The organism is Avibacterium sp. 21-586, from assembly GCF_026226775.1.
Lineage (GTDB): Bacteria > Pseudomonadota > Gammaproteobacteria > Enterobacterales > Pasteurellaceae > Avibacterium.
The window spans coordinates 1,527,410-1,544,278 of sequence record NZ_JAKKOD010000001.1 but is presented as its reverse complement, the minus strand read 5'-3'; the positions used below and the strand labels follow the sequence as shown (position 1 = coordinate 1,544,278).

Sequence of the window (16,869 nt, the reverse complement as noted above, 5' to 3'; positions counted from 1 at the left end):
CTAATCAGTTTAAAATTCATACTGTCGATTTATTCTTTATCCACTAATCCGACAGCCGCACCTACTTTATATCGTAAATCGACATACGCTAACCGCTTATTTTCTGGCACTTCAATTTCAGGATAAATAGTTACAAAACGATCGATTTTCGCTTTCCACTCACCTCGTCCTAGTTTTAAGATCACGCCATTTTCAAGTTCTAACTGCCACGCTTCTCGCTCATCAATACTCAATGATTTTAATACTAAATTTTTGGCTTTTAATTCATTATAAATTTTCTTCCAAGCCTCTAAGACAACCAAACTCTTATAATCAGGCCCTGCTAAACGAGGCAAATCTCTATCACCTAATCTATCCATTGGCAATTTAAACACAACGCCTTCTGGTGATACGAACTCATTGTGGTTCCAAATTGCTACTGGTGTGTATTCGTTTAATAAAATGCTTAGACGATCAGGCCAAATTTTTCTCACAATTGCTTGCGAAACCCAAGGTATGGTCAATATTTGTTCTTTCACTAAACTGATATCTTGCCCCCAGAATCCTTTCAAATCGGCCATTCCTGAAATAATTTCCCGCACGTCAGAATCAGTAGTAAAAGTAGGTGAGCCGACTAAATTAAAGCCACTAATAGGGCGCTCATCCAGTTTCTCTAACCAGTTTTGCCAGTTGGAGTAAGCATAAAAAAATACCCCCAAGCATAGTAACACAATAAGCAATTTCACTGGCACAAAAATGCGTGATTTTTGCCTTCCACTTCTGACACTTTGCGTTGCTTTATGCCACAGACCCATTAAATACTTAGCTCCAAAATTTTCTCTACAAGCTGTTCAAAAGAATAGCCCACCGTCGATGCTGATTTTGGGAATAAACTATGGCTGGTCATTCCTGGATTCGTATTCACTTCCACTAAGCGGAATTGTCCTTCACCATCCATCATCACGTCAATACGGCTCCAACCTCGGCAACCTACTGCATCATAAGCACGTTTCACTAATTGACGCAATTCTTGCTCACGCTCCTCAGTTAAACCTGCTGGACAAAAATATTGTGTATTATCAGAAACGTATTTCGCTTCATAATCATAAAACTCGCCTTCAGGCACGATTTTAATTGAAGGTAACACTTCATTATCTAAAACAGGCACAGTAAATTCATCACCTGCAAGCCATTCTTCAATAAGAATGGTATCATCAAAACCTAAAGCAAATTGCACCGCACTTTTTAATTCATCAAGCTGTTTTACTTTTTTCAAGCCTACACTAGAACCCTCTAAAGAAGGTTTTACCATTAATGGCAAACCTAATTTTTCCACAACCGCTTGCGGATCAAATTCGGCAAAGCTGTCTTTAGTGACCACTTCCATATTGGCCACTGGCAAGCCAAAAGCTTTCCACAACATTTTAGTACGCATTTTATCCATTGTTAAAGCAGAGGCCATTACGCCACAACCTGTGTAAGGAATGCCAATTTGTTCAAGCAAGCCTTGCATTGTACCGTCTTCCCCACCACGTCCATGCAGAATATTGAATACTCTATCAAAGCCCTGTTGCTTTAACTCTGCGACTGGAAAGGTTTTCGGATCAATGGGGTGAGCGTCATAGCCAAGGCTTTTTAACGCATTAAGCACGGCTTCACCAGAATTAAGTGAAACCTCACGCTCTGCGGAAGTTCCACCAAGTAATACAGCAATTTTTTCTTGTTTTAATGTTTTTTTCATACTGCGTCCAATTAATTTTCTGTCCAACTTTCTGCTAATTGACGGGATAGTTTACTCACATTGCCAGCACCTTGCGCCAAAATTAAATCACCGTCTTGAATCACTTGATCCAAAATTTCCGCAAGACTTTCTTGTTCAGCCACAAAAATCGGATCAACTTTGCCTAAATTACGAATAGAACGACATAACGAACGGCTATCCGCCCCAGCTATTGGCGCTTCACCTGCGGCATACACATCCAGCATTAATAGCACATCAACTTGGGATAGCACTTGCACGAAATCATCAAACAGATCACGGGTACGAGAATAACGGTGCGGTTGGAAAATCATCACTATTCGCTTATTTTCCCAGCCTTTTTTCGCCGCTTCGATGGTTACGCCCACTTCTGTTGGGTGATGCCCATAATCGTCCACTAACATCACTTTTCCATTTGGACGAATAAATTGGCCAAGCTGATCAAAACGGCGTCCTGCGCCTTGGAAATCCGCTAATGCGGCTAAAATGGCTTCATTGCCAATGCCTTCTTCTTTCGCCACGGCAAAGGCTGCGGTTGCATTTAATGCATTATGCTTACCCGGTACATTAAGCAAGACATTGACGCGCTCACCTTGTGGGGTAACCACGGTGTAATGCCCTTGAAAGCCGGTTTGCTGATAATCTTCAATACGATAATCCGCATTTTCGCTAAAGCCATAAGTGATCACTTGACGTCCAACTTTTGGAATCAACTCAAGTAGCACGGGATCGTCTGCACACATTACCGCTAAGCCATAAAACGGTAAATTATGCAAGAAATTCACATAGGTTTGCTTCATTTCTTCAAAATCACCGTGATAGGTTTCCATATGGTCAGGCTCAATATTGGTAACCACTGAAACCATTGGCTGTAAGTGTAAAAAAGATGCATCGCTTTCGTCTGCTTCGGCGATTAAATAACGGCTTGCACCTAAATGGGCATTTGTGCCTGCTGATTTCACTAATCCGCCATTAACAAAAGTCGGATCAAGCCCTGCCTGCGCATAAACCATTGAAATCATAGCAGTTGTCGTAGTTTTACCGTGTGTCCCTGCAATGGCAATACCGTGACGGAATCGCATAATCTCCGCTAACATTTGTGCTCGTTGAATCACGGGAATACGATTATTGTGTGCTTCCACCACTTCTACGTTATCATCTTTAATGGCGCTGGATACCACCACCACACTCGCGCCATCAACATTGGCAGCTTGGTGAGAAAAATAAATTTTTGCGCCTAACGCACTTAAGCGTTGCGTTACTGCATTTTCCGCAATATCCGATCCTGTTACTTGGTAACCTTCATTCAACAAGACTTCCGCGATACCGCCCATTCCCGCACCGCCAATACCAACAAAATGAATTTGTTTCACGCGGCGCATTTCTGGCACAGTTTGCCTTACTCGTTTTTGAAATTCTTTCACTTTTTCCGCCTTTTAAATTGTTCTTCTAATATTTATTGAGCGACTGCCATAATCACTTCAGCCACTTGTTGAGCCGATTGTGGCGTTGCCATTGCCTTGGCTTTCTCTGCCATTGTTAATAATTGGCTGCGATCAAATTGATTCAACATCTTAATCAGTGCTTCTGGCGTGAGATCTTTTTGTTCGATAATTTGAGCCGCTCCCACGTCCGCTAAATATTTCGCATTTAAATATTGCTGTCTGTCTTTATGTTGGAAGGGCACGAAAATCGCTGGCGTCCCTACGGCAGCAAGTTCGCACACCGTTAATGCGCCAGAACGACAAATTACAATATCCGCCCAGCCATAGGCTTCTGCCATATCATCAATAAAATCCGTTACTTGTACATCAGCGCCTTGCGGATAAAGTGCGGTGATTTTTTCTGACATATTTGCCCCAACTTGATGGCGAACCGTCAATTTATCCCCTAATGCGTCTACCACTTTCGGCAAAGTCAAATTTAACACGCGCGCGCCCTGGCTGCCACCAACCACAAGCACTCTTAATTTGCCCGAACGCTCAGTGAAACGCTGTACAGGGCTTGGCATTTCAAACAAGGATTGACGCACAGGGTTGCCCACTACCTCCGTATTTGGAAACGTGTTAGGAAACGCTTGCAACACGCGCGTTGCGATTTTGGCTAACCAAGAATTAGTTAGGCCTGCTACAGCATTTTGTTCGTGCAACACGATTGGCACACCACATAATTTTGCCGCCACGCCACCCGGCCCTGAAACATAACCACCCATACCAAGGACGGCGTTAGGCTGATATTCTTGAATAATTTTTTTCGCTTGAAAAATTGCTCGCAAAATTTTAAATGGTGCGGTAAGCAAGGCTTTTATCCCTTTACCACGCAAGCCCGAAATTTGAATAAATTTAATCGAGATACCGTGTTTTGGCACTAATTGTGCTTCCATACGATCTTGTGTGCCCAGCCAGCAGATTTGCCAACCTTGTTGCTGTAAATATTGTGCAACGGCAATTGCAGGGAAAACATGTCCTCCAGTTCCACCAGCCATCACTAATAAACGTTTTTGTTGTTGTACCACAATTTATCCTTTTAATTATCTCGCAAACGTGCTTGACCGCTACGCATTAAGCGGTTTTCGTGATCAATACGAAGTAACACGCCGATACTCACAGACATAATTATTAAGCTCGATCCCCCATAACTTACCAATGGAAAAGTCAAACCTTTTGTCGGTAAAATACCTAATGCCATTCCTAAATTAACCACACCTTGAAAACAAATCCAAAAGCCAATCCCAAAGGCAAAAAAGCCTTTAAAGCGTTGTTCTAATAATAAAGACTCTTTACCAATTTTTAAGGCGCGGAAAACTAATAAGCTCAGTAAAATAATGACAAAGAGAATACCAATCAAACCGAATTCTTCGCCAACGACAGCCATAACGAAGTCCGTATGGGCTTCTGGTAAATATTCTAATTTTTGAATAGAATTTCCCAAGCCTTCTCCTGTAATCTCCCCTCTTCCAAATGCCATGAGAGAATTAGATAATTGGAAGCCTGTGCCATAAGGATCTTTAAAAGGCTCCCAAAACCCTGTCATTCGTTTCAAACGATAAGCTGAAGCAAAAGCCAGCCAAAGTAAAAGAACAATACCAGCACAAACTAAAGTAAAAAACTGCCAGAAATTGGCGCCAACTATCCACAGTAAACCAAAGGTAATCACAAATAACACAATCGTACTACCTAAATCAGGCTGTGAAATCAATAAGCTACCAAATAACCCCATCACAAGCATTGGTTTAAAAGCACTCAATTTTCGACTACGAACTTCATCATAACGACGTGTAAAATAGCTTGAAAGGAAACATATCAGTGCTAACTTGGCAAATTCTGCAGGTTGAAAATTAAAAAAGATCAACGGGATCCAGCGTCTTGCGCCATTAATTTTTGCACCAATACCTGGGATCAACACCAAAACAAGCAAAAAAATTGCTAATCCAAAAATATAGCCATATTTATTTTCCCAAACTGCCATTGGAATATTAAGCACACAATAACAAGCAATAATAGAGAAAAAAACATAAAAAGCATCACGTTTAGCAAAATGAAAAGAATCCTGAAATAAACGATCCCCTACAGGAATTGACGCGGAAGATACAGCGATTAAACCTACAGATAGTAAGGTAATAAATAACCACCATAAAGCACGATCATAAAGTAAATTATCGGTCGTAATCTGGGTATAACTTTTTAATTTTTCAATAAATTCCATTATCCCTTTCCTAACTTAATTTGGCTAAGCGGGTAAATTCTTCACCACGTTTTTCAAATGAAGAAAATTGATCAAGGCTCGCACAAGCAGGAGAAAGCAATACCATATCGCCTGCGTTGAGTTGCGGACGAAACGCTTCAATCGCTTGTTCCATTGTGTCAAACAAATAGCTTTGCTCCGAAAGTTGTGCTAATTTTTCGCCATCTTGCCCAAAGCAATAACATTCAATATGCGGTTGATTAATCAACGCGGCGAGTTCAGAAAAATCAGCGCCTTTACCATCACCACCAAGCAATAAATAAAGTTTACCTGCCACCTGTAAGCCGGTGAGTGCTGCCACAGTACTGCCGACATTGGTGGCTTTGGAATCGTTAATCCAACGTACGCCTTGAGCAAAATGGGCTAATTGGAAACGGTGATCTAGCCCTGTAAATTCACGAAGTGCGGTACAAATTCCTTGCAAATTTATCCCCGCACTTTGTGCAAGGGCAATGGCAGCCAGTGCATTCATATAATTATGGCGACCCGTCAATTTCATTTCATCGCAAGGTAAAATCATTTCTTCATGAGCCATTAAATATTGCTTACCGTTTTCGCTTTTTAGCCAATAATCTGCGTTCGTTTCGCCAAAGCTCACTTGCTGCTTAGCTAGCTCTGTGCCGTCTTGTTGGGTTAACGGATCTTCTGCATTAATCACCGCGGTTTGGCAATGATGATAAATTTTTAATTTGGCTTGGCGATAATCTTCTAAATCCACATAGCGATTCATATGATCTTCGCTCACATTTAATACCGTAGCGGCAATGGCTTTTAAGCTGTAAGTGGTTTCCAGTTGAAAGCTCGACAGTTCTAGCACATAAATATCGTGATGTTGCTCCAGCAAAGAAAGGGCTGGAATGCCAATATTGCCGCCCATTCCCACCTTTAAGCCTGCGGCTTTCGCCATTTCTGCCACTAAGGTGGTTACCGTGCTTTTGCCGTTTGAACCTGTAATAGCAATAATCGGTTTATCAGCAGCACGGCAGAACAATTCAATATCGCCCACCACTTCAACGCCAGCTTGAAGTGCGGTGTAAATTTCTGGTGTTTTTACTGCAAGCCCTGGGCTTATGACGATCATATCGCTTTCCAGTAACCATTGTGGGTTTAAGCCGCCTGTATGCACTTCCACATTTGGCGGTAATTGTTCCACGCCCGCTGGCGATTGGCGGGTATCCATCACGCGCACCTTAGCTTGTTGCGCAAGCAAATAGTCCACGCAAGACAACCCTGTTTTGCCCAAGCCCACCACACAGATATTTTTATCCTGATATTGATTCATTGTTTGCTCTTAACCTTTTTAACGTAATTTCAAAGTAACCAAGCCAAGTAATACAAGCATTAAGGAAATAATCCAAAAGCGAATAATCACGCGCGGTTCAGGCCAACCTTTTAATTCAAAATGGTGGTGAATTGGCGCCATACGGAAAATACGCTGTTTACGCAATTTGTAAGAACCCACTTGCAAAATCACAGACAGGGTTTCCATCACAAAAACACCACCCATAATCACCAATAAAAATTCTTGGCGAACCAGCACTGCCACCACACCTAATGCGCCACCCAGTGCGAGCGATCCCACATCCCCCATAAACACTTGTGCCGGGTAAGTATTAAACCAAAGGAAACCTAAACCCGCACCGACAATCGCGGTACAGAACACTACTAGCTCAGAAGTGTATTTAATATGCGGAATATACAAATAATTTGACCATTCCACGTTACCCGTTGCCCACGCAATCAAAGCAAATGCGCCTGCCACAAAGACGGTTGGCATAATGGCAAGCCCGTCTAAGCCATCGGTTAAATTCACGGCGTTACTTGTCCCCACAATCACAAAATAGGCTAACACGACATAGAACAAGCCGAGCTGCGGCATCACTTCTTTAAAGAATGGCACGACAAGGCGTGTGGCATCGGTATCTTTCCCTACCGCATACATACCAAACACCGCAACAAGTGCAATGGCAGATAGCCAAAAATATTTCCAACGTGCAATTAAGCCGTCCGTGTTTTTGCGGGTGATTTTGCGGTAATCGTCCACAAAGCCCACTGCGCCATAACCGAGCAACACAAATAAGCTAAACCAAACATAAGGATTGGCTAAATTCGCCCAAAGCAAGGTGCTAACGGTAATGGCGAATAAAATCATAATCCCGCCCATAGTTGGCGTACCTTTTTTGCTTAAATGGCTTTCTGGCCCGTCATTACGCACTTCTTGGCCAAATTTAAGAATTTGTAAACGGCGGATCACCTTAGGGCCGATCCATAATGAAATTAACAGTGCGCTCAATAATGCCAAGATCGCACGCACGGTAATATAAGAGATGACATTAAAGCCACTTTGATATTGCTGGAGATATTCCGCGAGCCAAACTAACATTGGAAGTTATCCTTTAATAATTCAATTACATTTTCTAATTGCATTCGGCGAGAGCCTTTCGCTAACACCACAACGGATTGATTTTGTACTAATTTTTCTTTAATTAAGCGAGTAACAAAATCCGCCAAGGCGGCCTGTTCAGTAAAATGTGTTCCACCACTTTGGGCTGAAATCACCGCACTTTCCTGACCAAAACTTGCCACAAAATCTAATTGTGCTGCTTTCACCGCGTCCGCCACTTGCTGATGGCAAAGCTGACTATTTTCGCCTAATTCTGCCATATCGCCAACTATTAAAATGCGAAAAGCGGAATATTTTTGTAACACATTAATCGCCGACTGCAATGAATCCACATTGGCGTTGTAAGTGTCATCAAGTAACAATAAATTTTCACAAGGCTGAATCGGGAATAAACGCCCTTTCACTTTTGAGCCTTTTGCTAAGCCTTGTTGCACATCAGAAAGGCTTGCCCCTACATTCATTGACAAGGCTGCTGCAGCCAAGGCATTGCTGATGTTATGCTCGCCTAAATAAGGCAACTGGATGGCAATCTCGCCTTGTGGGCTGTGTAAGGTAAATTGCGATCCTTGCCCATTGAGCTGAATATCCGTGGCATAAAAATCCGCTTGTGAATTTGTTAAAGAAAACGACCGCACTTGGTGATCGCCAATATTCTTTTGCCAATCCGCCAGATAATTGCAATCTAAATTAATCAAGGCAATACCTTGTTGCGCAAGCCCTTGATAGATTTCCCCTTTGGCTTGTGCCACGCCTGTAAGACTACCAAAGCCTTCCAAATGTGCGGCGGCCACATTATTCACCATCGCCACGTTAGGACGTACTAATTCCGTGGTGTAAGCGATTTCACCTAGGTGATTGGCACCCAATTCAATCACCGCAAATTTATGCTGTGAGGTAAGGCGTAATAAGGTTAATGGCACGCCAATATCATTATTAAAATTACCGTTGGTAAATAAAACGTGGGAAAAATCTCCCGCACTTTGTTGCAAAATAGCGGCAGTCATTTCTTTCACCGTGGTTTTGCCTGATGATCCCGTAATCGCTACCGTTAAAGGGTTAATTTGTCCTTTTAGCCATTTGCCTAGCTGCCCTAACGCAAGGCGAGTGTCCGCCACGACAATTTGTGGCACATCTATTTCACATTGATGATCCACGATCAGCGCTAATGCGCCTTGTTCCACGGCATTCGCTAAATATTGATGAGCATCAAAACGCTCGCCTTTTAAGGCAAAAAATAACCCTTGCGGATTGGCTTGACGGGTATCCGTGCTGATATTTTCAATCGCTACACGCCCATCGCCATAAAGCGTGCCATTCAGAATATCAGCCAATTGTTGGGTGGTTAGTTTAATCATTTTGTTTCACTAAAATATTGTTTTACTGTTGCTTGATCGGAAAACGGCAATTTCGTTGTGCCAATAATTTGGTAATCTTCGTGGCCTTTGCCGGCAATCAGCACCACATCTTGCGGTTGCGCTATTTTGAGCGCTTGTTGAATCGCTTGATCACGCTGATGAATCATCTGCACCTTGCTGAAATCCACAAATCCCGCTTGAATGTCTTGCATAATTTTTTCTGCATCTTCCGTGCGTGGGTTGTCATCCGTAACAATCACGAAATCGGCAAACTGCTCTGCAATGCGTGCCATTTGCGGACGTTTTCCTGTATCCCGATCACCGCCGCAACCAAACACGCAATAAAGCACACCTTTACAATGCAAACGTGCCGCTTGCAACGCTTTTTCTAAGGCATCTGGCGTATGCGCATAATCCACAATCGCCGTGGCTTGATTTGCCGCATTTAAACGTTCCATTCGCCCACAAACACCTTGTAATTGCCCCGCACTTTGGCAAAGTTCATCTAAAGAATAACCTAAGCCAAGCAGACTGGCGAAGGCAAACAATAAATTACTGACATTAAATGCACCGATCAATGGGCTATGTAATTCGCCCTTGCCCCAACTAGATGCAAAATGAATAATTGCACCTTGATGATGGAATTGAATTTGCTCTGCTTTGAGCCATTGCTTATGGCTTGGTTGATAATCAGCTTTACAACTCACCGCAATGGCATTTGGTAATTGCGGTAACCATTGTGCGCCCACAGGATCATCAGCATTAATCACCTTATGCGTGCTATTTAACTCGCTGAATAAACGGTATTTCGCGGCGGCATAATTTTCCATTGTATAGTGATAATCAAGATGATCACGGCTCAGATTGGTAAAAATAGCAACGGCAAATTGCAGTGCTTCAACGCGATGTTGCACCAAGCCGTGTGATGACACTTCAATAGCAGCAAAATCTGCACCAGCCTGTGCAAACTCCGCAAGCGTAGATTGAATTTCAATAGCTGAACCAGTGGTATTTGTCGCTTCCTTAATTTGCCCAAGCAAGCCATTGCCAATGGTTCCCATTACCGCACTTTTATGTCCAAGCAAGTTCGCCCACTGTGCCACAAGCTGAGCCACCGTGGTTTTGCCGTTCGTTCCTGTTACACCAACGAGAGTTAAATGGGCTGAAGGATGATTATAAAATTGCCCTGCAAGACGAGATAAATGTTGCGGTAATTCATAATAGGCAATGAGGGGAATGCCTTGTTCCATTTTCACGGTTAAATGTTGTTGTGCAAAATCTGCTTCAAAAAGCACCGCACTTGTGCCATTAGCAATGGCTTGCGGAATGTAGTTTCTGCCGTCCGTTTGATGCCCTTTTATAGCAACGAAAAGACAGCCAGTCTTTGCAGAGCGGCTGTCTAACGTCATTTCGGTCAGCTCAACTTCTTGGGGCAAATGGTTGATCCCCAAAAGTGCGGTGAGTTTTTTCATTATTTTTCCTTCATCAAAAATCAGTTCGTTGTTTCATCTTTTTTCTGAGTGTTTAAACGAACGGTGCGTTTGGCGACTTTTTGTTGCTCCACCGCATCAGGCGGAATGTTATTCATTCGTAACGCATAACCCATAATATTTGAGAACAATGGCGCAGAAACAGCCCCTCCATAATATTGCCCCGCTTTCGGTTCATTGATCAAGACAATCAGTGCATAACGAGGATCACTCACTGGGGCAATGCCTGCGGTGTAAGCAATATATTTGTCCACATAGCGACCTTTTTCGAGTTTTTTCGCTGTCCCTGTTTTAATCCCAACTCGGTAACCTTCCACCATTGCACGTTTATTTTTGATTGCGACTTTTTCCATCATATTCACTACTTCACGGGTGATTTTCTCGGAAAATACTCGCTGTCCAATAACGGGTGGATCCACTTTAGTAATAGAAAGAGGACGATAAATCCCAAAACTTCCTAAGGTTACATAAGCACGCGCAATTTGTAATGGCGTTGCATTCAGACCATAGCCATAAGCCACGTTAGCACGTTCAATATCCGCCCAACGTTTACGATTCGCGTTTAAAATACCCGATTGTTCACCAATCAAACCTAAATCTGTGGGTTTGCCTAAGCCTGCATTTTGATAAGTTTCCATTAACGCACTTGGTGGCATACGCAAGGCTAAACGGCTTACCCCACGGTTACTAGAATTTTCCAAAATTTCATCAAGGGTTTGACGCTCTCTTGGTGCAACGTCTTTTACTTCGTGTCCATTTAACACTAATGGCCCTGTATTGATCACCTCATTACGACCAACTACACCATTTTGAAGTGCGGTTAAAACTACAAAAGGTTTTACTGTTGAACCAGGCTCAAAGGTATCGGTAATGGCACGGTTTCGCATTAAATCTGCTTTAACGCCAATGCGGTTATTTGGATTATAAGAAGGTGCATTCACCATTGCCAGCACTTCGCCTGTACGGATATCTACCAATACAGCCGTACCCGATTCTGCTTTATTGGCGGCGACTGCTTTCTTAATTTCTCGATACACCATTGATTGTAATTTTTCATCTATACTCAAGGTTACGTTGTGTGCATCATACTTTTTCACATCCTCGATATCTTCTACCATGCGCCCAAGTTTATCCTTACGATAAGTACGAGAGCCTGATTTTCCGACTAATAACGAGTTAAAACTTTTTTCAATCCCTTCAATACCTTCCCCATCAATATTGGTATAACCAATTAAGTGTGCAGTTTCTTCCACTCTAGGGTAAAAACGGCGAGCCTCTGTTTTTAAAATCACCCCTTTAATTTTTAACTGTTTGACATAGTCTGAAATCGTTGGTGAAACCTGACGAGATAAATAAATAAATCTTGATGAAGGAGATTTTTCAATACGTTTAACTAAGTCTTTATAAGATACTTTTAGGGCTTTTGCTAGTGCTTGCCAACGTTCTTTATCTTGCAATGAATTTTCTTTAAAAATAAATTTTGGATCGGCCACGACAGAATACATCGGGACACTCACAGACAATAATTGACCGTTACGATCTAAAATAGCCCCTCTCACCGAAAGGATCTCTTGCGTACGCACGGAACGCTTATCAGCCTCAACCATCAAAGGCTCGGGATTCACGCCCTGCAAATAAATCGCCCTTGCAGCAAGACTAGATAATAAAGTAACCATAATTCCCGCCGCAACCCAAAATCGCCAACGAATAAAACTATTTTTGTAAGAAATTTTTGGTTTATTACGTTTAACTGAACTGCTTGTTTTGGTATTACGCCTTATATTTTGACTTTTCTTTTTCATCTTCCCCTCTCACTACTCAACAAGCAGGACTTCCTGTTCTGGATTAATCCTATCCATTTTTAACTTTGTTTTTGCAATAGCCTCAATACGGTTATTATCACTTTGAGTTGCCTCTTCCAACTTTAAACTTAAATACTCATTTTCTAAGGCTTGATGCTGCCACAATAATTCCCCTTTTTGCATCACTAATGCTCTCGTCTTGTGAGTTATCCAAATCGTTCCTAATGCACTGCAAAGGATCAAAACAAAAAGACAAATGACCAATTTATTAGAACTTAATAAATCTTCAGTTAACATAGAAGTTAGTGGATAACGCTCTGAATTCTCTATCATGTTATACTCTCTCTGCAATGCGCAATACTGCACTTCTTGAACGGGCATTTTGGGCAATTTCTTGTTCTGTTGGCATAATCGCCTTACCAATGGTTTTTAGGGTTTGACTACGCTGAATTTGATCTTCGCGTAATGGCAAGCCTCTAGGCAACGTTTCACCCTTGCTTTGCTTACGCATAAAATGTTTTACCATTCGATCTTCAAGTGAATGGAAACTGATGATCGACAAACGTCCTTGTGGTGCTAATACTTGTAAAGCCCCTTGCAAGACGCGTTCTAGCTCTTCCAATTCAGCATTAATGAAAATACGAATTGCCTGAAAACTACGCGTAGCTGGGTGTTTATGTTTATCTTTAAAAGGAACCGATTGCGCAATCAAGTCAGCTAATTGCAAGGTGCGATTAAGTGGTGAGGTGTCATTTTGGCGTGCATTTTTATTATAATTCACAATGGCTTGTGCAATACGCTTAGCAAAACGCTCTTCGCCAAAAGTTTTCAACACCCAAGCCAAATCCTGCTCAGAAACCTGTTGTAACCATTCTGCCGCTGATAAACCTTGCGTAGTATCCATTCGCATATCAAGCGGGCCGTCTTTCATAAAACTAAACCCACGATCAGCTTCATCTAATTGGGGGGAAGATACGCCAAGATCGAGCAAAATACCGTCAATTTTACCCACTAAACCTAATTTTTCGCAGATTTCAGGGATCGCTGAAAAACTATTGTGTTCGATCTGAAAACGGGGATCTTGAATTTGCTGAGCTGCCGCAATCGCACGCGGATCGCGATCAATGGCGATTAATCTGCCATCTTGGGATAAGCGAGATAAAATCAGACGGGAATGACCGCCACGCCCAAAAGTACCATCAATATAGATGCCTTTTTCTTTCAACGCCAAACCGTCCACCACTTCATTTAATAAAACGGTGAAATGTTCAGGTGAAGAAAAAAGGTTCTGCGCGTTCATAAGTCGTTATTAAATAATAAAAATTAAATGTTAAAATGAGATAATACGGTGTACCAAAGTACACCGCTTATCTCTGCTAGTGCCGCTGTCTTGGTGGAAGTTATCTTCTCTTATAAAGACAGCGTGATTAATTCAGGAGATTGGGCAAGCTGACCACTTGCACCGAGAGCCATATCTTGTTGAATTTGAGCTTGCCATTCGACATCGCTCCAAATTTCAAATTTATTTAATTGGCCTACTAGCATTGTGCTTTTTTCTAGTTTCGCGTGCTGGCGTAATGGCGCACTGATTAAAATTCGCCCTACGCTATCTAGCTCACATTCCGTGGCATAACCGAGCATCACACGCTGTAAACTGCGTTGCACTGGATCAAAATTCGACAAACTTAATAATTTTTGCTCAACGATTTCCCATTCATCTAAGGGATAAAGTAGCAAGCAAGGCTGACGAATATCCACCGTGCAAACCATCTGTCCGTTATTTTTTTCTAGGATCTCGGCACGGTAACGGGTAGGAATGGCAAGCCGTCCCTTTGAATCCAAATTTACCGATGATGCACCACGAAACATTGTTTGAGATCTCTTATTAAAAATAAGTGCGGTTATTTTTTACAGAATTTTGCAATTTTTACCACAAAACACCACTTTTTACCACTTATTCGTAAGTTTAGTATTAGTTTGACTAAGTTGCAAGCAATTTGATCCGGATCTTATGTAAAGATTTGTATATTTCGGGCAAAAAGAAAGCCATTTGAGCAACGCGCCAAATGGCTCTGTGAAGAATCATATAAAAGATGGAAAAGTAAGAAATGTAAAGATCGGGATCTGATCCTAAGGTTTAGCCGCTTTCTCTTGCTCCGCTTTTTTCGGTGGCTCTTCATCAAATTTCACCACTGGTACACAACTGCGGCAAGCGCCTTGATCGATACCCAATTCTTTGCAAAATTCGCTGTATTTATCCCATAATCTGCGCAGCACGCCTTTTTGCTGATTTGCCATTGTTTCCCCTCTACTTTGTGATTTATTCTTTGTGTTATGTATTCCTTATCATAAAAGAATTTTTTGCTTTTGCAACCACCGTTTTACTTCTTCGCGACAAGCTTGCAACCATTGCTTTTTGCCCGTGCTTGGTAAGATTTTTTGTTCACAATAAGCCGACAATAAAGGCAATGTTTCCCCTTGATAGCCCCATAATAAACGGCGAATAGCCGGGATCGTGCTGGCTAAATTTCGCTGATAATGCGCAAAATAATGTAGCGCTTTGATGTCTTGTTCATTCAAGGAAAAATCCCTTTCTTGTTGCCCTTGTGGGTGTAGCTGTGTGGCCAAGGGGTGAAAGGATAAAGTCATATCCCGCTCAAATTGCGCCAACAATTTTGTACAAAAATCTTGCCCTGCGCGGCTTATTCCTTTTACGCTAATTGCACTATAACAACCACTGCTAGCTTCTTTATGGCTGCCTAAATAAACCAAATTAAACCCGCACTTTTGCCAGAATTGAGCAAGCTCGGGCGTGTAGCCAAAGCTCACCGATAAAAAATCTTGCGTGTGATCTTGGTTCTGCTGCCTTGGCTGATTCACTTCTGCCATTAGCGCCTGCCCTATCCCTTGATGTTGCCATTTGGGTTGCACGGCAATGCGAGAAATGCGTGCAGAACTCAGCTTGCACGCTGCTTCATTTAGGCTTACTTGGCACAATATTTGCGCCACCAAATTACCTTTCGGGCGACGGACACCTTGCATTATGCCTTCAATCAACGCGCTATCTTGCATTGCCCCTTCATTCAGTAGCCAAAGCGCGCCCAATAAATCCTGATTGGATTTTGCCAGTAAAAATTGCTGATGCTTGCCATCGAGCAAACGGCGTAAATCTACGGGGGACGTTTTATAATGGGCAAGAGTCAGCAATCCGTAAAAATCTTCATATTCCCCTTGCTGAAAAAGGCTGTGGCTATGATGCCAATGAAAATGCAAGTCTGCATTCGGGACAAAATTAGGCTGAGCTAATTGGTTTTCCGCTTCTAATAAAAGCAAATCAGAAATAAAAGGTTCGATCAGATCATCAGCTCGCCAACGCAACGGGGTGCTGAGTTCAAAATGTTGCAAAGTGCGGTGATTTTTTTGCATAAATTTAAGCAAGAAACCTCGCCCCGTTCCTTCATAGCTTTGTATCGTGGTAGTACATAAAATCGCCCGAAAATGCGCTGTGAGCTGCATTAATAAGGGTAGTGGGATCATCGCTGCTTCATCAATGATCAGCCAATGATCGTTAAATTTAGCGGGATCTTGTTGCACTTGTTGGGCAAGCTCATCAGGCGCAATAAAAAACAGATCTTTCTCAGCAAAATCTTGCAAAATTTGCACCGCACTTTTATTTGGTGCAGTGAGAATCACCTTGTCTAAATGGGCAGCAAATAATCCTGCCAAGGCGGATTTTCCCCGTCCACGCTTGGCGGTGATCACACTAATTTCTTTCGGAGCATTTAATAGCTGTTGCAAAATGCGTTGTTGATCCTGCGTGGCAGAATGAAAGTGCTTTATCGGATCAATGGCTGAGTTATGCGGTGCTGGCAAAAAGCTATCGCCATTTTGTTGCTGATAAATAGAAAAACCGTATTCACGCACTTTTTGCTGCATAAATTGGACAAAATTCGGTGTGCAAATGCCTTGCGGCACACCGCTCCAACGCTGGCTATCCAAATCAATTTGTGTGGCTAAATCTTGCCAATGGTTGAACAATAAATAAAGCTGCCCGCCCGCTTGCAATGTACCTGCGGCAATGGCAAGGGCATCAAGATTTAGGCTTTGTCTGGCATCGTAAATAATAAGGGAATGTTCGCGCCCAAGCTGATTTTTCGCTTTGCTAAAGGGGATTGGCGTGATGTTTTGATCGGGAAAAAGTGCGGTGCAATTTTCATCAAAAAAAAGCACCGCACTTTGTTTTTCAAAGCGAGCGAAGTCAGAAAATAAAGGAGAAAGTTGAGTTTGTAACCACGTATTTTCCCCAACTAAGATACAAAGCTGACGTGGCTGCAAG

At 42.4% G+C, this 16,869-nt stretch carries 15 protein-coding genes; all 15 read right to left on the bottom strand.

The window, feature by feature from the left end; translation table 11 throughout:
- Positions 1-29: 29 nt before the first annotated feature.
- Complete coding sequence (locus L5B71_RS07105) at positions 30-794, bottom strand: cell division protein FtsQ/DivIB (RefSeq protein WP_265757670.1); 765 nt, start codon at positions 792-794, stop codon at positions 30-32.
- Positions 794-1,720 carry a D-alanine--D-alanine ligase gene (locus tag L5B71_RS07100; protein WP_265757669.1) on the bottom strand — a complete coding sequence of 309 codons (927 nt, stop codon included), beginning with the start codon at positions 1,718-1,720 and terminating at the stop codon, positions 794-796. Before L5B71_RS07100 ends, L5B71_RS07105 begins: the two co-directional genes overlap by 1 nt.
- A gap of 11 nt (positions 1,721-1,731) precedes the next feature.
- A complete protein-coding gene (murC, locus tag L5B71_RS07095; RefSeq protein ID WP_268741557.1) occupies positions 1,732-3,120 on the bottom strand; it encodes a UDP-N-acetylmuramate--L-alanine ligase in 1,389 nt (462 codons plus the stop codon).
- Between the two features lie 74 nt (positions 3,121-3,194).
- Positions 3,195-4,253, bottom strand: coding sequence for an undecaprenyldiphospho-muramoylpentapeptide beta-N-acetylglucosaminyltransferase (gene murG, locus L5B71_RS07090; protein WP_265757667.1), 1,059 nt, complete (start codon positions 4,251-4,253; stop codon positions 3,195-3,197).
- Between the two features lie 11 nt (positions 4,254-4,264).
- Positions 4,265-5,443, bottom strand: a complete 1,179-nt coding sequence (gene ftsW / locus L5B71_RS07085) for a putative lipid II flippase FtsW (protein WP_265757666.1) — start codon at positions 5,441-5,443, stop codon at positions 4,265-4,267.
- Between the two features lie 10 nt (positions 5,444-5,453).
- On the bottom strand, positions 5,454-6,764 hold the full coding sequence (gene murD / locus L5B71_RS07080; protein ID WP_265757664.1) for a UDP-N-acetylmuramoyl-L-alanine--D-glutamate ligase: 1,311 nt from the start codon (positions 6,762-6,764) through the stop codon (positions 5,454-5,456).
- 18 nt (positions 6,765-6,782) lie between these two features.
- A complete protein-coding gene (mraY, locus tag L5B71_RS07075; RefSeq protein ID WP_265757663.1) occupies positions 6,783-7,865 on the bottom strand; it encodes a phospho-N-acetylmuramoyl-pentapeptide-transferase in 1,083 nt (360 codons plus the stop codon).
- On the bottom strand, positions 7,859-9,241 hold the full coding sequence (murF, locus tag L5B71_RS07070; RefSeq protein WP_265757662.1) for a UDP-N-acetylmuramoyl-tripeptide--D-alanyl-D-alanine ligase: 1,383 nt from the start codon (positions 9,239-9,241) through the stop codon (positions 7,859-7,861). Before murF ends, mraY begins: the two co-directional genes overlap by 7 nt.
- Positions 9,238-10,713: a UDP-N-acetylmuramoyl-L-alanyl-D-glutamate--2,6-diaminopimelate ligase gene (gene murE, locus L5B71_RS07065; RefSeq protein WP_265757661.1), complete on the bottom strand. Its 1,476-nt coding sequence runs from the start codon at positions 10,711-10,713 to the stop codon at positions 9,238-9,240. Before murE ends, murF begins: the two co-directional genes overlap by 4 nt.
- Before the next feature lie 20 nt (positions 10,714-10,733).
- The gene (gene ftsI / locus L5B71_RS07060; RefSeq protein WP_265757660.1) at positions 10,734-12,533 is read right to left on the bottom strand and encodes a peptidoglycan glycosyltransferase FtsI; all 1,800 of its coding nucleotides are present in this window, start codon (positions 12,531-12,533) and stop codon (positions 10,734-10,736) included.
- Between the two features lie 12 nt (positions 12,534-12,545).
- Positions 12,546-12,866 carry a cell division protein FtsL gene (gene ftsL / locus L5B71_RS07055; RefSeq protein ID WP_265757659.1) on the bottom strand — a complete coding sequence of 107 codons (321 nt, stop codon included), beginning with the start codon at positions 12,864-12,866 and terminating at the stop codon, positions 12,546-12,548.
- Position 12,867: 1 nt separating this feature from the next.
- Positions 12,868-13,833 carry a 16S rRNA (cytosine(1402)-N(4))-methyltransferase RsmH gene (gene rsmH / locus L5B71_RS07050; RefSeq protein ID WP_265757658.1) on the bottom strand — a complete coding sequence of 322 codons (966 nt, stop codon included), beginning with the start codon at positions 13,831-13,833 and terminating at the stop codon, positions 12,868-12,870.
- A 110-nt stretch (positions 13,834-13,943) separates the two neighbouring features.
- A complete protein-coding gene (gene mraZ / locus L5B71_RS07045; RefSeq protein WP_115250036.1) occupies positions 13,944-14,402 on the bottom strand; it encodes a division/cell wall cluster transcriptional repressor MraZ in 459 nt (152 codons plus the stop codon).
- A 261-nt stretch (positions 14,403-14,663) separates the two neighbouring features.
- The gene (locus L5B71_RS07040; protein WP_265757657.1) at positions 14,664-14,831 is read right to left on the bottom strand and encodes a DUF5363 domain-containing protein; all 168 of its coding nucleotides are present in this window, start codon (positions 14,829-14,831) and stop codon (positions 14,664-14,666) included.
- A gap of 48 nt (positions 14,832-14,879) precedes the next feature.
- The gene (locus tag L5B71_RS07035) at positions 14,880-16,868 is read right to left on the bottom strand and encodes a tRNA(Met) cytidine acetyltransferase TmcA (protein WP_265757656.1); all 1,989 of its coding nucleotides are present in this window, start codon (positions 16,866-16,868) and stop codon (positions 14,880-14,882) included.
- Position 16,869: the final 1 nt, after the last annotated feature.